Here is a 20,336-nt window from a genome sequence, read left to right on the forward strand (position 1 = left end):
TTACCTCGCCGCACTCAATAAGGTGTCAAAAATAGCTCTCGCTGCAGTTAATACTTGAGCTGATGCAGCATAAGATTGCTGGAAACGCAGCAAATTAGCCGCCTCTTCATCTAAGTTTACGCCCGACAACGATTCGTACCAGGCTTCTGATTGTTGTGCTAAAGCGTCGAATGCAGCCCCGTTGGTTTTTGCTTGACTGGTTACTACACCAACATCGGTTACTAACCCAGCATAGGCTTGATTCAACGTTTTATGATTATCAGCTGAGGCGCTCGCCACTACATTTTGACGTACTAAATCGGTGTTTTGTAAGTCAGCAAGTTTTTGACCATTGCGGTTATCATCAAAACCGCCTTCATTAAATTCTAAATTAAAGGTATCGCCCGTTGCTGGTACGCCTTCAATATTAAAATCAAAGCCATAACCATCGTATGGTGGCCCGGCTTGAGCGAGTATATTGTTAGCAGGCGGTGTAACCGTAAACGTAGTTGTGCCATTACCATCAGTAAGTTGATATTCGTTAGCATTGGCTGTTTTAACAATGCTTATAGGGCCATTTGCTAAATCCAAAGGATTACTAAAACTGCCAGTAGTTACATCGCTCACATTACCCGGTGAAATACTGCCTGTGCCTGTATTATCAAGGCCGTCTGCTGTTCTAATTGGAGAGGCCAATGCAATGTCTTCGCCCCGACCTGTTGTCAGCGATATATTACCTGCCGCGCCACTATTAAGTTTTACCTGAAATTGGTCACCGACATTACCGGCTCCGGTTACGTTTAGCTCTAAACCAAACGACTCCCCGCTGGTGATAGCTGCTGAATCGATAATGCCACTGGGTGGGATAGTTGCTAAAGAGGCTGTGCCTAAAGGTTCACCTTTATTATCAATTGGCTGAATACTTACTTCGTTAGGATTACCTGTATATGTAATCACAAAGTCACTGGCTGGCAGTTCACTGCCTTTACCTGCCTCAACGGTTGCTGACATATTAGCTGTTCCGGTGTTTGCTTGATAAACAAAAGCACTGACCGTTGGGATATCAAAAATATCCCCTCCGAGCTCACCGTTTGCATCCATACCTAAACGGTTTTGCTGATTAAACGAATCAGCAAGCGCAATACCCATCTGGCCTATTTGATTTTGTGCAGGCACCAAAATATCGTCTCTAAATGCCAATAAACCGCCAATTTTACCTTTGAGTTTAGTAGGGTCTATATCTAATGGCACAGCCTTACCGCCATTTACATCTAAACGTAGCTCTTTAAAGTTAGCATCAGGATCGCCACTGATCGAAAATAAGTTAAATGACCCATTTTGCATAACAACCGCTTCACCTGTACCCATAAACACTTGTTTTTCACCATTAGGGCCATCAAGTGTTTCTATATCAATCAGCTCAGATAAATCACGTACTGCTTTATCACGCTCATTGTAAGCTGAGCTCGCATCGGCTTCGTTTTTAGTACCATGAACACCCGCAATTTCTTGATTTAACGAACTAATACTTTCGATTAACGTATTCGCCTCTTCTGAAAAAATCTCTAATTGCTCATTAACCACCGCTTTTTGCTCTGAAACAATACCTGCAAGCCTGTCCATTTGATCAATCAGGTTTTGCGCATCACTCATCACCAACGAACGAGCAACTGTTGATGAAGGTTGATTAAGAGCTTCTTGCACGTTATTAAACATTGAGTTGATACTAGTTGATAAGCTGTTTGATTTTTCTGAAAAAATTTGATCAACCCGACTCGCTTCACTAACAAATTGATCAAAAAAACTTTTATTTGAAGTATCTCGGTTTAATTGCTTTTGCGCAAACTCATTCAATAAACGATACGTTTGACCACGGCCTACCTGATTATCAATCATGGTGGTAAATTCGGTGCGCTCACGTACATACCCTTCGGTATTAACATTTGCAATGTTTTTACTTGTCGTTTGCAATAACTCAGAGTTTGCTCTTATTCCTGAATTAGCAATGTTTAATAAATTAAACGACATGTTACTCTACTCCCTGGCGGATCACGCTTGTGGCGATATTCTTCAATTCGTTACTGTTCAGCACTCTTTTTATTTTGTCTGCATAGTTAGGATCGGTTGCATAACCAGCTTGCTGTAAAGAGTCTAAAAATTTATGCGGCTTTGCCGTATTGTTTAATGCATCTTGATAGCGCGGGTTCTGTGTTAAAAAATCCACAAAATCATTCACGCTATCTTTTATCGAATCATACGCTCTAAAGCTTGCTTGCTTTTTAACAGCAGCACCTTGCTCAAACTCTAAAGTGACTTTACTGGCCTTTTCACCCTGCCAACTTTTATCTGACTTAATATTGAATAAATTGTTTGAGCTATTGCCATCACCTTTACTAATAATATGTTTACCCCAGCCAGTTTCTAATGCTGCTTGTGCGACCATAACCGCCGGATTTAAACCAATTTTTTTAGCCGCTGTTTTTGCGTGTTCCCACACGGTGCTTACAAATTCCTCAGCATTTTCAAATGTGCCAGACGCTATGTTTTGTTCACTTTTTTCAGCTGAATCAACGAGCGGTACTTTTTCAGTGACCTTTTGGTTTTCATGATGAGGTAAGGTGCTACCCGCACGTTGGTCACTAAAGAAATCTGACGTTGTGCGAAGAACAGAGCCTGGCATAAAGTTTTTTCCATCTGGCGATAGTTGCTGCACAATTAAATCTGCAAGACCTAAAGAGCCATTTGATGAAAGCTCTGTAGCCATCTGTTGGTCGTGCATTTCTTCAAAAAACTTAACGCCACTAGCATTAAACGGGCTTTCTTTATCTTCAAAAGCCTCGTTGGCTTTACGCATACTTTTAAGCAGCATTTGGGTGAAAATAGCTTCAAATTGTGCCGCCGCTTTTTTTAACGCCGCTTTAGATGCATCGGTTGATGCATCACCGCTGTTTAAAGCATCTCGACGCAAAGAGTCTAAGTTGCCTAAATCAAAAAAGTTTTGCTTATCTAGATGATTTGTTTCCATCAGCTTTTTGACACAATAATTAATAATACCTAAAGCAATGCAATAATTGAGCCAGCGAGACTTTCAAGGGTAGGAGTAAGAAGGAATAAAAAGTAAAAAACACCGCAATAAAATTTTAAACGGTGTTTTTTAAAAAGATTAAATTACAACAAGTTGACCATTAATTGCACCGGCTTCTTTGAGCGCTTCAAGAATCGCCATTAAATCACCCGGGGCAGCTCCTACTTCATTAATAGCACGTACTAAGTCATCAAGACTTACACCAGGGTCAAATACAAAAGCGCGTGAATCATCTTGATTAACGTCAATAATACTTTGCTGAGTAACCACGGTTTCACCCTCTGCTAAAGGATTTGGCTGCGCTACATTTTGTTGTTCCGCAATCGTTACTGTTAAACCACCATGGGTAATTGCCGCAGGTTGTAATTTTACATTTTTACCTATAACAATGGTGCCGGTACGTGAGTTAACAATTATTTTTGCCGAGGTATCCGCTGGTTTAAACTCTAAGTTTTCAAGGGTTGATAAGTACGATACGCGCTGAGAGGCATCACGTGGGGCAATAACGCGAATAGAGGCTGCATCGAGTGCTTGAGCACTATTTGGACCAATTAAATCATTAATGGTTTTCTCTAAACGTTTAGCAGTAGTAAAGTCAGGACGGTTTAAATTAAAAGTAATATAGTCGTTTTGCATAAATGGGCTTTTAACAGCACGTTCAACGGTTGCACCATTTGGTACGCGTCCTACCGTTGGCGTATTAATAACAACGCGACTGCCATCAAGCCCCTCAGCACCTAGGCCACCTACAATTAAACTGCCTTGAGCGATGGCGTAAACATTACCATCAACCCCTTTTAAGAATGTTTGTAGTAATGTGCCACCGCGCAAGCTGCCTGCACTGCCAATCGATGATACGGTTATATCTATGGTTTGCCCTGGCTTTCTAAATGGAGGGAGTTCAGCATGAACAGCAACCGCTGCAACATTTTTAATTTTTGGCTTTAAACTAGAAGGTAACGTAATACCAAAACTATTGAGCATGCCTTTAAAGCTTTGCTCGGTAAAACGGCTTTGCTCACCGGTACCCGGTAAACCAACAACTAAGCCATAGCCCACTAATTGGTTTGAGCGCACCCCTTCGACCATAGACACATCTTTAATTCGCTCAGCACTGGCAGTAAATTGCCAGCCTAGTAGCACCATAAAACAAAAAACTTTAAAACCATTCATGTCGAATGTCCTCTAAAAGGGAAACAATGAGCTGCTAAAGAAACGCGTTAACCAACCCGGGCTTTGTGCCTCTTGAGTTTGACCCTTACCTGAATATTGAATACGTGCATTCGCAATTCGATTAGACTCAACAGTATTATCGGCATTGACATCTTGCGGACGCACTAACCCTTCTAAGCGAATAAATTCTTCACCGGTGTTTAACGTTAGCCATTTTTCACCGCGAATTACTAAATTACCATTTGGTAGTACTCGCATCACGTTAACCGAAATATCGCCAACTAAGCTGTTTGATTGATTTGATTTTGAGTCACCTTTAAATGAGGAGTCACTACCAATACCAAATTGAATACTATCGCCACCAATATTTACCGGTAAACCACCTAAGCCAATAACAGGGTCGAGGCTGGCATCAGTTTCTTTATCTGTTTCAGTTTTAGCTGCTTTAGTCGCTTGGGTCGACTCTTGTAATTTAACAGTAATGATATCGCCTGTTCGCAGTGCTTTTTTATCGGCATATAGGTCATTCGATAATTGTGTGCTGAACAAAGAGCCGGTTGCGACTACTGGCTCCATATTAGGCTCTGGATACATAGGTGCATAATAGGGATCGTCTTGTACTACCTCATTATTTTGTGTAGCTACACAACCACTTAATAGTAAAGTCCCTACTGTAAATAACATAACATTACGCATACAACCCCCCAAAACTATAACTGTTGATTGATATAACTCATCATTTCATCAACGGCTGAGATCACTTTTGAGTTCATCTCATAAACGCGCTGCGTTTCAATCAAATTAACTAATTCTTCGGTCACATTTACATTTGATGTTTCCAGTGAACCTTGAATAATCGTGCCTAAACCTTCAACACCCGGGTTACCTTGAACAGGCGCACCGCTTACCGCGGTTTCGGTATATAAGTTTTGCCCTATAGGCTCAAGGCCCGACGGATTAATAAAATCACTAATCGTGATCTGACCAATAACCACGTTTTCGGCCTGACCTTTAACGCGAACTGACACTTCACCATCTTGAGATACGGTGATCGACTGTGCATCATCAGGTACATTCATTTCAGGCTGAACAACATAACCAGCGCCCGAGGTGACAACACGCCCGTCGCCGTCGGTAGTAAACTGGCCATTACGCGAATAAGCAATATTGCCATCTGGTTGCAATACTTCAAAAAAGCCAGGACCTGAAATCATCCAATCTAATGAATTTTCAGTGGTGAGCATATTACCTTGCGAAAAGTTTTTTTGGTTAGCCACCACCTTAGTACCCGCGCCAAGCATTAAGCCTGACGGCATTTCGGTGTCTTGCGATGAGCGACCGCCTGGTTGATTAATATTTTGGTAAAGCAAGTCTTCAAAAATAGCGCGGCTTTTTTTGTAACCCACTGTACTGGCATTCGCTAAGTTATTTGATATAACCGATATATCAGTTTGTTGAGCGTCAAGCCCTGTTTTACTTATCCATAATGCTGGATTCATAATAATATCCTCACGTTAAAGTTAAACGATGCGCATCAGCTGTTCTTGACGTTCGTCAATCTCTTCAGCTGTTTTCATCAGTTTTACTTGTAATTCAAATTGGCGTTGGTGACTGATCATATCGACCATTTCATGCACAGGGTTTACATTCGACTTTTCTAATGTGCCACCTAATACTTGTACATTGGCTGATGTTTCAACTATTTGGCCTGGTTTAGCTCTAAATAAGCCATCGTTACCCTTCTCGAGCGTGGCGTTGTTTGCATCAACCACTTTTAGCCGATCAACTTCTTCTAAAAAGTTAGCCGGTGCACCTTGAGGGCGTACTTGAATAGTGCCATCTTTGCTAAATTCAATTTTTTCAATCGGTACAGGTAATATGACAGGCCCACCTTCGCCAATAACTTGACGACCGTCGCTGGTAGTCAACATACCTTCAGCAGTGATATTTAACGAGCCCACTTTTGTATAGGCTTCATTACCAGAGGCATCCTGAACACTCAGCCAGGCGTTATCGCTCATAGCGATATCAAGGCTGCGACCTGTTTCCACAATACCGCCCGATGTCATGTTAGATCCTGGGCGCTCTTGCATAGCAAAAACACGAGTCGGCAAACCTTCACCGAAAGCCTGCATTGATCGCGCTTGCGCAAAATCAGATTTAAACCCAGTGGTATTCGCATTTGCCAAATTATTGGCTTTAAGAGCAAGCCCTTGCATGCTTTGTTTAGCGCCAGATGCCGCTATGTAGACCATTTTATCCATAACATCGACTCATTAAGAAATCTATATACGGGTAAATGCAATATAAGTGCCAGATTAAATTAAAGCATAAATAAGATTATAAGAGAGGAATAAAAAAGGCTGCATTAAGCAGCCTTTATAAATCAAAATATGATTATCGGATCTGTAAGATATTTTGTTGAAGTGTTGAATTCACTTCAAGCGCACGAGAGTTTGCTTGGAAGTTACGCTGCGCACTAATCAAATCAACCAGCTCTGTGGTTAAGTTTGTATTTGATTGCTCGAGCGCTGAAGAATTGACTTTGCCTAAAGTTCCTGTTCCCGGTTCTCCTGCTATAGGCTCACCTGAGGTTAAACTTTTTTTCCATGAAGTATCACCCACCTGTTGTAAACCTTGTGAGTTTGCAAATCTAACCATGGCTACTTGACCCAAATATGAAGTGTCGCCATTACTGTACGATGCAACGACTTTTCCATCAGTACCAATGTCAATACCCGCTAAGCGACCCACTGTCGCACCATCTTGCTCTAGTGCTTTTACTTCAAATCGATTTGCATATTGAGTAGGTATTTTACCTGCAGTACCTGCCTCGTCGCGCCACTGAATTGCAATGTCATTAAACTGTGCACCGTTGGTTAATAATCCTGAAAAGTTAGCAGTATTTAAATTTACATCATCAAAGGTACTTCCTGTAATAGGTGCGCCATTGGTTGTTTCTGGCGTACCGCTTGCGTTAAATCCAAACGTACTAAGTGGGCTTGGAGTTGCCGTTGCGGCACCGGTAGCATCAAATGGTTTTTGATCCAATGTACCATGCACTTGCCATTCGTTTGGTGCAGTTTTAACAAAATAAAACTGCATTACATGCGGCTCACCTAGTGAGTCGTAAACTGTGGTTGAAGTCGAAGAGTTATAAGTAGTGCCATCTGTTGCATCAAATGGCACAGCTATAACATCGTCACGCGAATCAACATTGAACGACGTATAAACGTTTGAAGTAGAGCGCGGAGAGCCTGATGAATCAGGTATTTGCAATGCAGAAGATGTACTTAAACTAACCGAAGTGGTACTGCCTGTAACCTCATTCACCGGAAAACTCTGTAAGAAGTTTCCTTTAGCATCAACTACAAAGTTGTCTTTATTAAGCTTAAACGCACCTGCGCGAGTATAACTAAAATCTAAAGAGCCTAAGTCATTACTTGTTGCAAAGTAACCCTCACCTGTGATCGCTAAATCCAGAGAGTTATTAGTAAACTGCAGCGACCCTTGATGAAACTGCTGGGCAACCATGGTGGTTTGCACACCATCACCATTTTTCGTTTTACCTGCGCTAAATACCGAAGATGCGTATACATCAGCAAATTCAGCGCGAGACTCTTTAAAGCCCGTGGTATTTACGTTGGCAATGTTATTGGCGGTAACATCTAAATCTTTTTGTGCGGCAGCAAGGCCTGTTAATGCAATATTGAAGCTCATAATTAACCTCTAACCTAAAAGTATTTAGCCCGATGGCTAAAAAATACATAAAATCTATTACGCGATTTCTGCGACATCAGTCAGCCTAACCGCACCTTCTTTTGTGTTAATAATAATGCCGCTTGAGCCATTAATATTAACACTTTCAATATTTTTGAATGTAGCTAATGGAAGGCTTGAAAATTCCCCATTTGTGCTACCTTCTGCTTTGATGTTGTATTCACCAGGTGGTAGCCGTTCACCCGCTTCATTTTTACCATCCCATGCAAAGCGAATGGCTCCTGCGGGCTGAGTGCCTAAATCTATAGTTTTAACCAACTGCCCGGATGCATCTTCAATGCGGATCATTAAACTATCGACTGGCTTTTCAGCTACAACAGAACCTCTTGATTCACCCGACTCATTAAGCTCAAGTGTATTCGATTCCAACAGCGCTTGTTTGCCAACCAGTGTTGATGCTTGCAATGCCGAATTTGATGTCATCGACGCAGCTAAAGACTCAAAATTAGAGTTTAAATTTGATATTCCTTCAGCCATGGTAAAGTTTGTCATTTGTGCAATCATCTGATCGTTATCAGCTGGTTTGCTGGGATCTTGATATGACAACTGCTGTGTTAACAACGAAAAGAAATCTTCTTGGGTTAACGCATCACTATCCTCTTTTTGTGGCACTTGCTTATCTTGCCAACGTAAAGAGTCCATGTAGGATGAAGAAGTACTAATATCGTTACTCATGAGCTACCCTCAGTTACCGCTGACCTAACAGCAGTGTTTTACTTAACATTTGCTTAGCTGCATCAGCAACTTGAACATTTGTCTGATAAGAGCGAGACGCAGAAATCATATTTGCCATCTCCTCAACAACATTCACGTTGGGTTTATAAATGTAACCATTTTCATCCGCACTCGGGTGGTTTGGGTTATATTCAATTTGTAGTGGTTTATCACTCTCAACCACTCCTAACACTTTCACACCAACGGCAGAGCCCTGTGGGTTGCTTGCTGACGCTGACGCTTTTGTTAGCTCCGCAGCAAATACAGGTTGTCGCGCTCGGTACGTTTCATTTTGTGAAGAGCTAATTGTATTGGCATTAGAGATATTACTTGCGGTGGTATTTAATCGCACGTTTTGCGCGCTCATACCCGAACCTGCAATATCAAACACATTATATAAACTCATAATTAGGCTCCTTGACTACCGAGGGCTTTTTTCAGGCCTTTAAATTTACCATTAAGAAACTGGACACTGGCCTGATACTCCATAGCATTCTGTGTATACAAGTTCCGTTCCACTTGTATATCAACAGAGTTACCATCACCTGTATCTGTTTGATTTGGCGTACGAAATAGTTCATTTCCACCTACACTACGAGTACCACCGGCAATGTGTTTTTCGTTGGTTCTTACCATCGTATTGCCGCTTAGTTGGTTAGACTTTGCCGTTTTTAATGCTGAGGCAAAGTCGATATCTTTTGCTTTATAGCCGGGCGTATCAGCATTTGCGATATTAGTAGCGAGCATTTCTGCTCTTTGCGAACGGATTAACATCGCATGCGGATGCACGCCTAATGCTTTATCAAAACTGATAGCCATAACTATCTCCAAAAAATTGACTTAGTACCAATAAAGCAATAAGTAAGCCAGCAATGAAAATAGTGACGATAAAAACAAAAAACGACGCTATAGCGCCGTTTTTAGGAGGGGGGGGGGTGTAAACGGTAGTTATTTTTTTTGATAAATAATCCCGGGGTTACAACGCACCATATCAAATTCGGTACTCAAACCAGACATAGATTCCGACGCACCTAAAAATAAATACCCCTTAGGGTTAAGTGCTTGAGAAAATTGTGCAATTATTTTGGCTTTCACCTCAGGTGAAAAATAAATTAAAACATTACGGCAAAATATAATATCGAACTTACCCATCAAAGCGTACGAGTCGAGTAAATTTAAATGCCTAAAGCTCACTTGCTTTTTCAATGAGTCAACCACTTGTGCCATACCATTGCCGCTATCTTTAAAAAACTTCTTACGACGCTCAGCAGATAGCCCACGGGCCAGTGCCAATGCATCATATTCAGCGTGTTTACACATATCCAGCATGGTATTTGAGATGTCAGTACCCACTATTTGTGCACCCATTTTTAAAACACCAGGACTACTTGATTGAAACTCAGCAACCGACATAGCAATTGAATAAGGTTCTTGCCCTGAAGAGCTCGCAGCAGACCATATTTTTAATGGCCTATTTAACGCTTTAAATTCAGGGAATAATCTGGTTTTGAGCAACTCAAATGGGTATTGATCTCTAAACCACAATGTTTCGTTGGTTGTCATGGCATCAACAACAGCAGCGCGCAATTGACGCTCATGCACGCCAAGTGTTTTGCTAACCAGTTCAGATAACGATTCAACATTAAATCGAGACATTAATGGTGCCAAGCGACTTTTAACCAAATACTGCTTATTTTCACCTAAAACAATACCGCACTGTTGTTCTAAAAATAAGCGAAATTGATCGTATTCTGTTTGCTGCAAATCTTTATTAGTCAAATCAATAACACCTATGTTTATTAATCACAATGAACCCACTTATTAACGGCTGTAGCAAGCTCGTCTGGATTAAATTTTGCAATAAAATCGTCAGCCCCTACTTTTTCAATCATTGCTTGGTTGAACACACCACTTAACGATGTGTGTAAAATCACATGCAATGGTGCAAGTTTGGGATCTGCTTTAATTTCTGCAGTGAGTGTATAACCATCCATTTCTGGCATTTCTACATCTGAAATAAGTAACCCTACTCGCTCTGTAATATCGTTAACACAATCAAGCTCTGCAATTTCTTTTAGTCTTATTAAAGCTTCTTTACCATTTTTAGCAAGTTCAGTAGTTACACCTAAAGGTTCTAACGCTCGTTTAACCTGATTTCGTGCCACGGCCGAATCATCGGCAATAAATACAATTCTTTCGCCTAAATCTTTTTGTATATTACCTTGCGAGGCAACATCATCACTCACGGTAGTATTGACAGGACAAATTTCGTTTAGGATCTTTTCTACGTCGAGTATTTCAACCAGCTCATTTTCAATTTCAGTTACGGCAGTTAAATAAGAATAGCGGCCCGCTCCTGATGGCGGTGGCATTATTTTTTCCCAGTTCATATTAACAATCCGCTCAACACCACCAACTAAAAAGCCCTGCACTGTACGGTTATATTCTGCAATAATAATAAAGCCATCTTCTATGCTTTTAATAGGACGACCACCTACTGCCATTGATAAGTCAATTACCGAGATTGTTTGGCCACGGATATGTGCTACACCACGAATGTAAGCGTTAGATTTTGGCATGCTGGTTAATGGCGGGCATTGAAGAACTTCTCTTACCTTAAACACATTAATGCCAAAGCGCTGACGTCCGTTAAGCTTAAATAACAATAACTCTAAGCGGTTTTGCCCAACCAACTGAGTACGTTGGTTTACTGAGTCTAAAATACCGGCCATTTAAATCTCCTAAGAAAACAAATATAAGGAACGATAATTGCTTTCAATTAATAAAGCGTCATAACACAACGGGGGCGTCTAAATTCTGACGCAAAATATTTATACCCTGTTTGCAACCATAAGCATAGTCGAAACATTATGAGTTTGTTAAAAAAAACCAGAAGATACAGTGTTTTTTATTTTCTTGCTAGCCTCTGCTTCACTTTGCCACTGAAGGCTCAAGTATTTAGTAAAGAATCACTACAGGAAATGGCTGTATCTTATGTTGCTCAAAAAGCAGTAACTACAAATGACAACAAAATACAGTTTAGCGCGTTACCGCTAGATACCCGCATACCCGATCGCCAGTGTAACTCTGAGCTAGAGCTAGTAACGCCAAGTGAGCCCCCATTTAATCGTCAGGTCACCATTCAAATAAAATGTAACGATAGTGACAACTGGGCACAATACGTTCATGTGAGAATCACTGAATCAGCACCTGTTGTAGTTGCTACTACCAATTTAGCACGAGGTGAAGTGATTACTCCATCCCATTTAAGTATTGATATGCGCCCTGCGCACTTTATACGTGTTCAGTATCTTGATGATCCTGCGCAACTTATTGGTAGCCGCAGTAAACGTAATATTCGTGAAGGTATGCCTGTACTACTCAATCAAATTTGTATGGTTTGCAAAGGCGACTCTGTCAATATTTTTGCCAATATTAAAGGGTTAAGAGTAAAAACCACGGGTGTTGCATTAGAGGATGGAACCTTAGGTGAACAAGTACGAGTTGAAAACAAAAAAACAGGTAAAGTTTTAAATGCGCGAGTAGATGGTGTAGAGTCTGTGCAGGTAAATATTTAATGTAAATTTATGCTAAAGTATCTTTAGTAAATGCCGATATAAAGGCATCAGTTGGGTAATAAACGGGTTTTTATCATGGTCGGTCAAGTAAACAAATCAAATCAACAGCCTGGTGTTTTAACAAACACTCAACAGCAAAAAGTTGATTTAAAAAGAGATAATGCAAATACGCAGGCTGCGCAAACGCCTTCGCCTAAAGCTGCAAGCGATTCGGTGAGCCTAACACCGCAAGCCAAGCAATTAAAATCTTTACAAGAAAAAGCAGAGCAGTCTTCTGGTTTTGACAGCAACAAAGTTGCTGAGCTTAAAAAAGCAATTACCGAAGGCAAGTATCAAATAGACAGTGAGAAACTTGCCAAAAATTTAGCAGACTTCGAGTTTAATGTTTATGGCTGATCACAATAGTTTAATTACGATTAAACTAAACGAACAAATAAATTGTTTAACAACCTTGAGTGAGCTTCTTACTCAAGAACTTGATGCTATTGCCTCACGAAGAGGCGAAGGTTTAAAAGAAATTGCCCAACAAAAAATGTCTTTTTTAACCAGCATAAGCACCCTAGATAAAGAACTCAGTAAACTGATTGCCAGTAATGATCAGCAAACAGATGAAAACGCTGACTTAATAAAGCTAACTCGAGAAAAGCTTGAGCAGTGTCAAAAACAAAATGAAGTTAACGCTCATGCAGCGCACCAGGCGCAGTTAAGTGTAAAGCAATTAAAGGGTATTTTAATTGGCGCACCTTCGTCTATGACCTACGATCAAGCCGGTAGCGTAGTTAATACTGACAACAGCATTGTGCGTAACCTAAAAGCCTAAAGAATACTCATAAAAAAACGCCTAAACGATTATTCGTTTAGGCGTTTTTTTATGAGTAATAATTTGTCGGTTAGTAATAACTTGTCGCTTAGTAATAAGTGACTTTTTTCACTTCCCGTGGTTTTATCTCACCGATGTACAAGTCGTGTACGCGCTTCATATTAAGCTCAAGCTCAGTAATATACATATCATTAACGGCATAGGTTTTTATAATTTGCGCGCCTTTTATAATACCTTGCACTTTACTCTGTAAATAATCATCTTGGGCAACAGAGCCTGCGACGGTTGTGCCTGCGGTAATTTTTTGCCCGTACACTTGTTCCGTTAGTTCGCGGTATGCTTCTAGCTTGGAGGCTTTAATTGCCATAAGCTGTTTTTGAGTGTCATTACTTCCCGACTGCAAACTAATGGGCGCGTACCCTATTGCTTTTAATACAGGGTAATTATTTGGCTCAACATATTTATATTCAACGTGCTTATCAAATATATTGCTACAACCGCTTAACGTTAAGCAGCCTAATGTGATCATTAATGGCATTACTCGCATCATACAGGGCCTTTAAAAACTAATTAAACTCAGTTATGCACGTTTAATGCCAGTGATACCTATATTCTGTAACAACAAATAATAGTGGTACATTACTTGCTGAGACTCATTAACGCTAACGTTTAATTGGAGTAAGAGTATGAAGTCGTTTTTAAAAGCAGTATTGGCAGGATTAAGCACCACTGCTGTATTAACGTTTTCACCTTTTACCCACGCTCAGTGGTATGAGTCTACAGGCCATGCGGTTATTCAAAATAGCGACATTCCCGGTGCAAAGGCCGCTGCAATAAAAGATGCGATTACCCAAGCCCTTGTATTCTCTGGTGCGCGGGTGAGCTCGGTGCAAACACTTGTTGATGGTGTTTTAACCCAAGATCAGCTAAAAATAAGTAGCCAAGGCGAAATTCAAAAAATAGAGCTCGTTAGCGAAAACCGCAGCAATGATGAATTTGCGATTACCTTACGCCTAGATATTTTTGCACAAACCGAGCAATGCCCGCAAAGCAACTTCAATAAATTTATAGCTGTGACGCAAAGTCAATTAACAAATCGCGAACACGCTAGAATGGGTCAAATATTTGACATTAATAAAGCAGTAAGCAAAAACATCTACACGTCACTGCAAAAATCAAAAATGAGTGCTATACCGGTTGCCTATTTCAATAAAGCGATAAAAGTCGATACCTATTTTAATCAACAACATGACTACTCTAACAGCCAGTTAGAGGAAATTTCATCGCGCAGTAACGCACAATATGTGCTACTGAGCCAAATTACCAGTTTATCCACCAGCGATAAACTCAATAGCGACTATGCATTTTGGCAAGATGAAAGCTATCAGCGTCACTACCGAATAGAGTTTAGTTTATTTAATGGCACTACTTATGAGCCCTTGTGGCAACAAAGCTATCAAAGCCAAGCTATCTGGCCATTTGAAAAAACAGCTATTATTGATGTAAACAGTAATCGTTTTTGGCAGTCACCTTTTGGTCAAAGTATTAGTGAGATAAACCAAACCCTAAGTTACGATTTGCAAGCAGCCATGGCGTGCCTACCCACCCAAGGCAAAATTTTGCACATGGAAAATAATAAACTCGTCATTAACTTAGGAAAGGCACATGGCTTAGAAAAAGGCCAACAACTGAGTATTGCTCATCATAATTATTTAACAGACGCGCAAGGCAACACCATGCCGCATACTATAACCACTTTGAACCGTATTCGTGTAGAGCAGCTATATCAGCATAGCGCCATTGCCGTCAGTATTAATGATCAGCCTTTACCGGGCGTACAAATTAACGATATTGTGGAAGTTGCAACGCCCTAAAGTACTTGGGTTAGCTTAACTTTTAAATTATTGTGAGCGCTTAACCAATCTGCTAACTGCTCAACTCCAGATAAATGCGGGTAGTGCTTTCGACAGGCCAATACAATATTACGTTGCTGATTAGGAAAAATAGGCAAATAATGAATTCCCTCTCGGGGGATTGCAGCAAGTTTTGGCACAAACGTAACCCCATCGTCCATCGCCACCAGCGCTAATAAGGTTTCTAAGCTATTACCTTGATACTGGCTAGAAACATCCACTCCTGCCGAAAAACAAAACTGCTGGGCTTGATCTTTAAAGCAATGACCATCACTTAACATTAATAGGTTACTACCTTGAAGATCTTGCAGTGCTACCTTTTTATTTACAGCTAAAGCGTTATCAGCAGATACCGCAACTAAAAAGTCTTCTTTATATACATTAATAGTATGGTAATTTTTTAGCTCAGGCACATCCGCTAAAATTGCAAAATCCACCTCGCCACTGTCTAGCGCAGCTAAAATGGTAGAAGTTTGCATTTCAATAAACGAAAACTGACTTTGAGTAAATGCCGCTTTCATTGATGTAAGCAGTGTAGGTAGTAAATACGGGGCAATAGTAGGAATAATACCAATACTTAGTTTGCCCTGTAACGGCTGGTTAGAAGTAGCAGCCAGTTCTTTTAATATTTGAGTTTGCTCTAATATAAGGGTGATTTGTGTCAACAAACGTTCACCTTGGGTTGTTAAGGTAACGTGCTTAGTTGAACGGTCAAATAAGATAACCCCTAATTCTTGCTCCAGCTTTTTAATTTGCCCACTTAAGGTAGGCTGGCTTACAAAGCAGGCATCAGCCGCTTTACGAAAATGTTTAAAATGTGCAACGGCTTTTACATATTCTAAATCTTTTAAGTTCATATTCACACCCAACCTGATAGCTTATACCTATCAGTTTAATACAAACAAACGATTGGAACTATATTTAATTGTTCGCCATAATGGCTATCAACAAATCAAGAGGAACTAAAAACATGTTAAACAATATTGAAGGTCAAACAATCCCTAACGTTACATTTGCAACGCGTCAAAACGACGAATGGAAATCAGTAACTACTGATGACATTTTTAAAGGCAAAACAGTCGTTGTGTTTTCACTACCTGGTGCATTTACACCAACGTGTTCATCAACTCACCTACCACGCTACAACGAGTTAGCTGGTGTACTTAAACAAAATGGCGTTGACGACATTGTTTGTGTATCAGTAAACGATACCTTTGTAATGAACGCATGGGCTGAACATCAAGAAGCGCAAAACATTACCTTACTACCAGATGGTAACGGCGAATTTACTGACGGCATGGGTATGCTAGTTGATAAAAACGATTTAGGTTTTGGTAAGCGCAGCTGGAGATACTCTATGCTGGTTAAAGATGGCGTAGTAGAGAAGATGTTCATCGAACCAGATTTACCAGGCGACCCGTTTGAAGTATCAGACGCTGACACTATGCTTGATTACATCAACCCAACTCAAGTAAAACCAGAGGCGGTTACTCTATTTACTAAGCCTGGCTGCCCTTTCTGTAAAAAAGCAAAAGAGCTACTTACAGCTAAAGGCTTTGCTTTTGAAGAAATCGTAATGGGTGCTGGCGCATCACTTACCAGCCTTAAAGCGGTATCGGGCCGTGAAACCGTACCACAAGTATTTATTGGCGGTAAGCACATTGGCGGCTCAGACGATTTAGAAAAATACTTTGCTTAATTAAGTAAATAAGACAGGGGCTGCAACGCCCCTGTTTATTAAAGGAAAAACACTATGAAAGAACTGCAAACCGACGTTGTTGTTATAGGTGCAGGTACTGCTGGTTTAAGTGCCTACCGTAATGCAAAACAATTTACTCAAAACGTACTTATGATTGAATCAGGCCCATACGGTACAACCTGCGCACGTGTTGGTTGCATGCCAAGTAAGTTATTGATTGCTGCAGCAGAAGCCGCGCACTCAATAGAAATGGCACCTGCCTTTGGAGTTCACAGCTCAAAACCTGTTATTGACGGTAAAGCCGTTATGGCACGAGTTAAAAGTGAGCGCGATCGCTTTGCAGGATTCGTAGTAGAAGCCGTAGATGAAATACCTAGCGAAGATAAAATTCGTGGCTATGCACAGTTTTTAGACGCCAACCGCGTGCAAATAGATGAGCACACCATTATCACTGCTAAACGCTTTGTAATAGCAACAGGTTCACGCCCATCTTACCCTGGCGTATTTAATAACTTTGGCGACCGACTGATTATTAATGACGATGTATTCGACTGGGATGATTTACCAGAATCAGTAGCCGTATTTGGCCCAGGCGTTATAGGCCTTGAAATTGGCCAAGCGTTGCATAGATTAGGGGTAAAGGTAAAACTCTTTGGTGTAGGTGGTGCCATAGGCCCATTAACCGACCCAGTAGTTAAAGATTACGCTAATACTGTATTCGCAGAAGAATTTTGTGTTGATACCGACTCAAACGTTTCAGATATGAAACAAGTAGGTAATAAAGCAGAGCTAACCTATACCGACAAACAAGGTGTTAAACACACCGAGCAGTTTGACTATGTTCTGGCTGCAACCGGGCGAGTACCTAACACCGATAAACTAGGGTTAGAAAACACCGGCATAGAGCTTGATGAACGTGGCGTACCACTCGCTGATGCCCACACTATGCAATGTGGCAACTCCCACATATTTATTGCTGGCGATGCTAGTAACATGATCCCTTTGCTTCACGAAGCATCCGATCAAGGAACAATCGCAGGGCAAAACGCAGGCCGCTACCCTCATGTACGTGCGGGTTTACGCCGCGCTAAAATTGCCGCTGTGTTTAGCGACCCACAAATAGCCATGGTTGGTGAAAGCTTTAAAGAAATTAGCCAACGATTAGGCAGCTGTGAGTGCTTTGAAATAGGCGAAGTCAGCTTTGAAAACCAAGGCCGTAGCCGCGTTATGCTAAAAAACAAAGGCCACATGCGTGTGTATGCCGAGCACGGCACAGGCTTATTTTTAGGTGCTGAATTTATTGGCCCTCAAGCAGAGCACATTGCTCATTTATTAGCATGGGCTGTACAAAACAAAATGACTGTACCACAAATGCTTGATATGCCTTTTTATCACCCTGTTATTGAAGAAGGCCTACGCACTGCACTACGTGATTTAAACGCTAAATTAAAATTTGGCCCAGACATTATTAACCATTGTATGGAATGTGGCCCAGGCGCATAACACATCACTAATACACACTTGCAACTCAAAGCCAAAACCATTGTTTTGGCTTTTTTTATGTTAAAAACTGGTATATAAAATGGAGTTTAAACTGCTACACTCAGATTAATAAACAAACAAAAATGGACCGAAAATGAGCAATAATAAATATAGACTTGTCACTCGAAGCGATTTTGACGGCCTAGTGTGTGCCGTATTACTTAAAGATTTAGATTTAATCGACGATATTTTATTTGTGCATCCAAAAGACATGCAAGACGGTAAAATAGCCATTACCAGCAACGACATTACCACTAACCTCCCCTATGTTGCCGGTTGTCATATTGCATTTGATCACCACTTGAGTGAAACCGTTCGTAACGAAAGCGATATTAAAAACCACATTATTGACCCAGGTGCGCCCTCTGCAGCACGCGTTGTATACGGCTATTATGGCGGTGCAGAGAAATTCCCTAATATTTCAACTGACATGATGGAAGCGGTCGATAAAGGGGATTCTGCACAATTTTCAAAAGACGAAATTTTAAACCCAACAGACTGGGTACTGATGAACTTTATTATGGATGCGCGCACAGGACTTGGCCGTTTTCGTGAATTCAAAATTTCTAATTACCAGTTAATGATGAAGTTAATTGACGCCTGTAAAGATCACAGCATAGAACAAATACTAGCAATGGAAGATGTTGCCGAGCGTGTTGCGTTATACCACGAGCACAACGCACAAGCTAAAGAGCAAATAGACCGCTGCTCATCAGTACACGACAACTTAGTGGTACTCAATTTAACCGAAGAAGAAACCATTTACGCTACTAACCGCTTCGTTATTTACGCCATGTTCCCCGAATGTAATATCTCAATACATAAAATGTGGGGGCTTAAAAAGCAAAACGTGGTGTACGCCATTGGTAAATCAATCACCAACCGCAGCTCCAATACTAATGTTGGCGAGTTATGCCTTAAGTACGGTGGCGGCGGCCATTTAAGTGCCGGTACTTGCCAAGTAGAAACTGACAAAGCTGAGCAGGTATTGAGCGAGCTGATTGCTACGATCACTAGTGATGGCTGAGTTATAGCCTCGGGGTTCGGGGTTCGGGGTTCGGGGTTCGGGGTTCGGGGTTCGGGGTTCGGGGTTCGGGGTTCGACAAAGTACTTTATAAAGCGGGTTAATTGATAGCTCGCTTTTTTATTATGCAGAATTTAATGGAGGGCTTCTTTGAGCGATAACCGGACATTGAGGTGAGTTGTCATTTACTTAGTAAGAAAGAAGAAAACTTTCCTCTTTTTTATACGCTCAGATAAGCTAAAATAATAATAGAAGCTCATGAGATATGGACGTTTTCGCGCTAGAATAGGGAAAATGTCCTCTGATAAAGTTGTTATATGAATAGGAGCTTTCAATGGACGAGGTAGTCAAAAATCGCTTCGAAGAATATCCCGAAACAGTTCGGCTACGACTTGAGGAGTTACGAACTTTAATCCTCAAGCTTGCATCCGATTTGGAGCTAGGTGAAGTCGAAGAGTCACTGAAATGGGGTGAGCATAGTTATAGTGTAAAAACAGGCAGCCCAATTAGAACTGATTGGAAGTTGAAATCGCCAAACCAATACTACTTGTTCTTCAACTGCCAAACTAAGTTAATCGATACATTTAGAGAGCTGCACAATGACACACTCGAATTTCAAGGTAATAGAGCAATCGTATTAAGTTTATCGAGTTCGTTGCCTGAGGCGGAAATCAAGAACTGCTTAGAGCTAGCTTTAACCTATCAGCAGCGAAAGCATTTGCCACTTTTAGGCGCGTAATAGGTAATCACATATAAGGTACTAAACCCGCACCTTTCGGTCACTACCCGTTAGCTTAGCGTTACTAATGTCCGCAATTAGCACTCAGCCGATAGTCGGTATAGAGTGGTTTAACTTACAGTGTAAGGCAGTTGTCTCTGGTAAATTTATCATTTTTGTCGGATGGCGTGGCTCCGCCACTTATCCGACCTACGCCAAAATGTAGGTTGGTTAAGCCGAAGGCGCCACCCAACAAGCTTTCAAATTCACTTTTTATCCGAACGGCACAAAGCTGACATTGCTACAAATAT

22 protein-coding genes are annotated in these 20,336 nt (G+C 41.0%); 8 read left to right on the plus strand and 14 right to left on the minus strand.

What is annotated here, in order from left to right:
- The 12 genes from flgK to MTF66_RS24415 all read right to left on the minus strand — a co-directional run bounded on the left by flgK (position 1) and on the right by MTF66_RS24415 (position 11,463).
- Positions 1–2,007, minus strand: a complete 2,007-nt coding sequence (flgK, locus tag MTF66_RS24360; RefSeq protein WP_248528963.1) for a flagellar hook-associated protein FlgK — start codon at positions 2,005–2,007, stop codon at positions 1–3.
- A 1-nt stretch (position 2,008) separates the two neighbouring features.
- Complete coding sequence (gene flgJ, locus MTF66_RS24365; RefSeq protein ID WP_248528965.1) at positions 2,009–3,004, minus strand: flagellar assembly peptidoglycan hydrolase FlgJ; 996 nt, start codon at positions 3,002–3,004, stop codon at positions 2,009–2,011.
- Between the two features lie 138 nt (positions 3,005–3,142).
- A complete protein-coding gene (locus MTF66_RS24370; protein ID WP_036953616.1) occupies positions 3,143–4,237 on the minus strand; it encodes a flagellar basal body P-ring protein FlgI in 1,095 nt (364 codons plus the stop codon).
- Between the two features lie 12 nt (positions 4,238–4,249).
- Positions 4,250–4,933, minus strand: coding sequence for a flagellar basal body L-ring protein FlgH (gene flgH / locus MTF66_RS24375; protein ID WP_054201734.1), 684 nt, complete (start codon positions 4,931–4,933; stop codon positions 4,250–4,252).
- Between the two features lie 14 nt (positions 4,934–4,947).
- Positions 4,948–5,736, minus strand: coding sequence for a flagellar basal-body rod protein FlgG (flgG, locus tag MTF66_RS24380; protein WP_010387879.1), 789 nt, complete (start codon positions 5,734–5,736; stop codon positions 4,948–4,950).
- A gap of 21 nt (positions 5,737–5,757) precedes the next feature.
- Positions 5,758–6,501: a flagellar basal body rod protein FlgF gene (locus tag MTF66_RS24385; protein ID WP_010387878.1), complete on the minus strand. Its 744-nt coding sequence runs from the start codon at positions 6,499–6,501 to the stop codon at positions 5,758–5,760.
- A 133-nt stretch (positions 6,502–6,634) separates the two neighbouring features.
- Positions 6,635–7,957 carry a flagellar hook protein FlgE gene (gene flgE, locus MTF66_RS24390; RefSeq protein ID WP_010387877.1) on the minus strand — a complete coding sequence of 441 codons (1,323 nt, stop codon included), beginning with the start codon at positions 7,955–7,957 and terminating at the stop codon, positions 6,635–6,637.
- Positions 7,958–8,014: 57 nt separating this feature from the next.
- On the minus strand, positions 8,015–8,692 hold the full coding sequence (locus MTF66_RS24395) for a flagellar hook assembly protein FlgD (protein WP_021033157.1): 678 nt from the start codon (positions 8,690–8,692) through the stop codon (positions 8,015–8,017).
- Positions 8,693–8,705: 13 nt separating this feature from the next.
- A complete protein-coding gene (gene flgC, locus MTF66_RS24400; RefSeq protein ID WP_008113068.1) occupies positions 8,706–9,137 on the minus strand; it encodes a flagellar basal body rod protein FlgC in 432 nt (143 codons plus the stop codon).
- Between the two features lie 2 nt (positions 9,138–9,139).
- On the minus strand, positions 9,140–9,550 hold the full coding sequence (flgB, locus tag MTF66_RS24405; RefSeq protein WP_010387869.1) for a flagellar basal body rod protein FlgB: 411 nt from the start codon (positions 9,548–9,550) through the stop codon (positions 9,140–9,142).
- A 129-nt stretch (positions 9,551–9,679) separates the two neighbouring features.
- The gene (locus tag MTF66_RS24410; RefSeq protein ID WP_054201737.1) at positions 9,680–10,510 is read right to left on the minus strand and encodes a protein-glutamate O-methyltransferase CheR; all 831 of its coding nucleotides are present in this window, start codon (positions 10,508–10,510) and stop codon (positions 9,680–9,682) included.
- Between the two features lie 20 nt (positions 10,511–10,530).
- A complete protein-coding gene (locus MTF66_RS24415) occupies positions 10,531–11,463 on the minus strand; it encodes a chemotaxis protein (protein WP_010387865.1) in 933 nt (310 codons plus the stop codon).
- Between the two features lie 138 nt (positions 11,464–11,601).
- Between MTF66_RS24415 and flgA the strand changes: the two genes are divergently transcribed.
- The 3 genes from flgA to flgN all read left to right on the plus strand — a co-directional run bounded on the left by flgA (position 11,602) and on the right by flgN (position 13,129).
- Entirely contained in the window at positions 11,602–12,309 is a 708-nt protein-coding gene (gene flgA / locus MTF66_RS24420) for a flagellar basal body P-ring formation chaperone FlgA (RefSeq protein WP_075169689.1), read from the plus strand.
- Positions 12,310–12,384: 75 nt separating this feature from the next.
- Positions 12,385–12,705: a flagellar biosynthesis anti-sigma factor FlgM gene (flgM, locus tag MTF66_RS24425; protein WP_010387860.1), complete on the plus strand. Its 321-nt coding sequence runs from the start codon at positions 12,385–12,387 to the stop codon at positions 12,703–12,705.
- A complete protein-coding gene (gene flgN, locus MTF66_RS24430; RefSeq protein WP_033104122.1) occupies positions 12,698–13,129 on the plus strand; it encodes a flagellar export chaperone FlgN in 432 nt (143 codons plus the stop codon). Before flgM ends, flgN begins: the two co-directional genes overlap by 8 nt.
- An 88-nt stretch (positions 13,130–13,217) precedes the next feature.
- Here the strand turns inward: flgN and MTF66_RS24435 are convergent, their stop codons facing one another.
- Positions 13,218–13,676, minus strand: coding sequence for an LPP20 family lipoprotein (locus MTF66_RS24435; RefSeq protein ID WP_010387855.1), 459 nt, complete (start codon positions 13,674–13,676; stop codon positions 13,218–13,220).
- A gap of 139 nt (positions 13,677–13,815) precedes the next feature.
- Here MTF66_RS24435 and MTF66_RS24440 point away from each other — a divergent pair, with 139 nt between their 5' ends.
- Positions 13,816–15,003: a flagellar assembly protein T N-terminal domain-containing protein gene (locus tag MTF66_RS24440; RefSeq protein ID WP_138622174.1), complete on the plus strand. Its 1,188-nt coding sequence runs from the start codon at positions 13,816–13,818 to the stop codon at positions 15,001–15,003.
- On the opposite strand, the gene MTF66_RS24445 is transcribed toward MTF66_RS24440, so the two are convergent.
- Positions 15,000–15,899: a LysR substrate-binding domain-containing protein gene (locus tag MTF66_RS24445; RefSeq protein ID WP_138622176.1), complete on the minus strand. Its 900-nt coding sequence runs from the start codon at positions 15,897–15,899 to the stop codon at positions 15,000–15,002. The two genes, MTF66_RS24440 and MTF66_RS24445, sit on opposite strands and share 4 nt — an antisense overlap.
- A 113-nt stretch (positions 15,900–16,012) precedes the next feature.
- Between MTF66_RS24445 and MTF66_RS24450 the strand changes: the two genes are divergently transcribed.
- The 4 genes from MTF66_RS24450 (at position 16,013) to MTF66_RS24465 (ending at position 20,046) form a co-directional block, all read left to right on the plus strand.
- The gene (locus tag MTF66_RS24450; RefSeq protein WP_008466566.1) at positions 16,013–16,741 is read left to right on the plus strand and encodes a glutathione peroxidase; all 729 of its coding nucleotides are present in this window, start codon (positions 16,013–16,015) and stop codon (positions 16,739–16,741) included.
- 54 nt (positions 16,742–16,795) lie between these two features.
- Complete coding sequence (locus MTF66_RS24455) at positions 16,796–18,244, plus strand: dihydrolipoyl dehydrogenase (RefSeq protein ID WP_138622178.1); 1,449 nt, start codon at positions 16,796–16,798, stop codon at positions 18,242–18,244.
- Between the two features lie 133 nt (positions 18,245–18,377).
- Positions 18,378–19,310 carry an exopolyphosphatase gene (locus MTF66_RS24460; protein WP_248528968.1) on the plus strand — a complete coding sequence of 311 codons (933 nt, stop codon included), beginning with the start codon at positions 18,378–18,380 and terminating at the stop codon, positions 19,308–19,310.
- A gap of 331 nt (positions 19,311–19,641) precedes the next feature.
- Positions 19,642–20,046, plus strand: a complete 405-nt coding sequence (locus MTF66_RS24465) for a DUF1801 domain-containing protein (protein WP_138622557.1) — start codon at positions 19,642–19,644, stop codon at positions 20,044–20,046.
- Positions 20,047–20,336 lie beyond the last annotated feature (290 nt).

The sequence above is a fragment of the Pseudoalteromonas sp. 2CM39R genome (assembly GCF_023161845.1).

Bases quoted from the DNA above. Each gene is read 5' to 3' on its own strand.
- MTF66_RS24395 (WP_021033157.1), bottom strand. From the start codon at position 8,692: ATGAGTAACGATATTAGTACTTCTTCATCCTACATGGACTCTTTACGT.
- flgH (WP_054201734.1), bottom strand. From the start codon at position 4,933: ATGCGTAATGTTATGTTATTTACAGTAGGGACTTTACTATTAAGTGGT.
- flgC (WP_008113068.1), bottom strand. From the start codon at position 9,137: ATGAGTTTATATAATGTGTTTGATATTGCAGGTTCGGGTATGAGCGCG.
- MTF66_RS24460 (WP_248528968.1), top strand. From the start codon at position 18,378: ATGAGCAATAATAAATATAGACTTGTCACTCGAAGCGATTTTGACGGC.
- flgE (WP_010387877.1), bottom strand. From the start codon at position 7,957: ATGAGCTTCAATATTGCATTAACAGGCCTTGCTGCCGCACAAAAAGAT.
- flgK (WP_248528963.1), bottom strand. From the start codon at position 2,007: ATGTCGTTTAATTTATTAAACATTGCTAATTCAGGAATAAGAGCAAAC.
- flgG (WP_010387879.1), bottom strand. From the start codon at position 5,736: ATGAATCCAGCATTATGGATAAGTAAAACAGGGCTTGACGCTCAACAA.
- MTF66_RS24435 (WP_010387855.1), bottom strand. From the start codon at position 13,676: ATGCGAGTAATGCCATTAATGATCACATTAGGCTGCTTAACGTTAAGC.
- MTF66_RS24455 (WP_138622178.1), top strand. From the start codon at position 16,796: ATGAAAGAACTGCAAACCGACGTTGTTGTTATAGGTGCAGGTACTGCT.
- MTF66_RS24385 (WP_010387878.1), bottom strand. From the start codon at position 6,501: ATGGATAAAATGGTCTACATAGCGGCATCTGGCGCTAAACAAAGCATG.
- MTF66_RS24465 (WP_138622557.1), top strand. From the start codon at position 19,642: ATGGACGAGGTAGTCAAAAATCGCTTCGAAGAATATCCCGAAACAGTT.
- MTF66_RS24370 (WP_036953616.1), bottom strand. From the start codon at position 4,237: ATGAATGGTTTTAAAGTTTTTTGTTTTATGGTGCTACTAGGCTGGCAA.
- flgA (WP_075169689.1), top strand. From the start codon at position 11,602: ATGAGTTTGTTAAAAAAAACCAGAAGATACAGTGTTTTTTATTTTCTT.
- MTF66_RS24415 (WP_010387865.1), bottom strand. From the start codon at position 11,463: ATGGCCGGTATTTTAGACTCAGTAAACCAACGTACTCAGTTGGTTGGG.
- MTF66_RS24450 (WP_008466566.1), top strand. From the start codon at position 16,013: ATGTTAAACAATATTGAAGGTCAAACAATCCCTAACGTTACATTTGCA.
- flgJ (WP_248528965.1), bottom strand. From the start codon at position 3,004: ATGGAAACAAATCATCTAGATAAGCAAAACTTTTTTGATTTAGGCAAC.
- MTF66_RS24440 (WP_138622174.1), top strand. From the start codon at position 13,816: ATGAAGTCGTTTTTAAAAGCAGTATTGGCAGGATTAAGCACCACTGCT.
- flgB (WP_010387869.1), bottom strand. From the start codon at position 9,550: ATGGCTATCAGTTTTGATAAAGCATTAGGCGTGCATCCGCATGCGATG.
- flgM (WP_010387860.1), top strand. From the start codon at position 12,385: ATGGTCGGTCAAGTAAACAAATCAAATCAACAGCCTGGTGTTTTAACA.
- flgN (WP_033104122.1), top strand. From the start codon at position 12,698: ATGGCTGATCACAATAGTTTAATTACGATTAAACTAAACGAACAAATA.
- MTF66_RS24445 (WP_138622176.1), bottom strand. From the start codon at position 15,899: ATGAACTTAAAAGATTTAGAATATGTAAAAGCCGTTGCACATTTTAAA.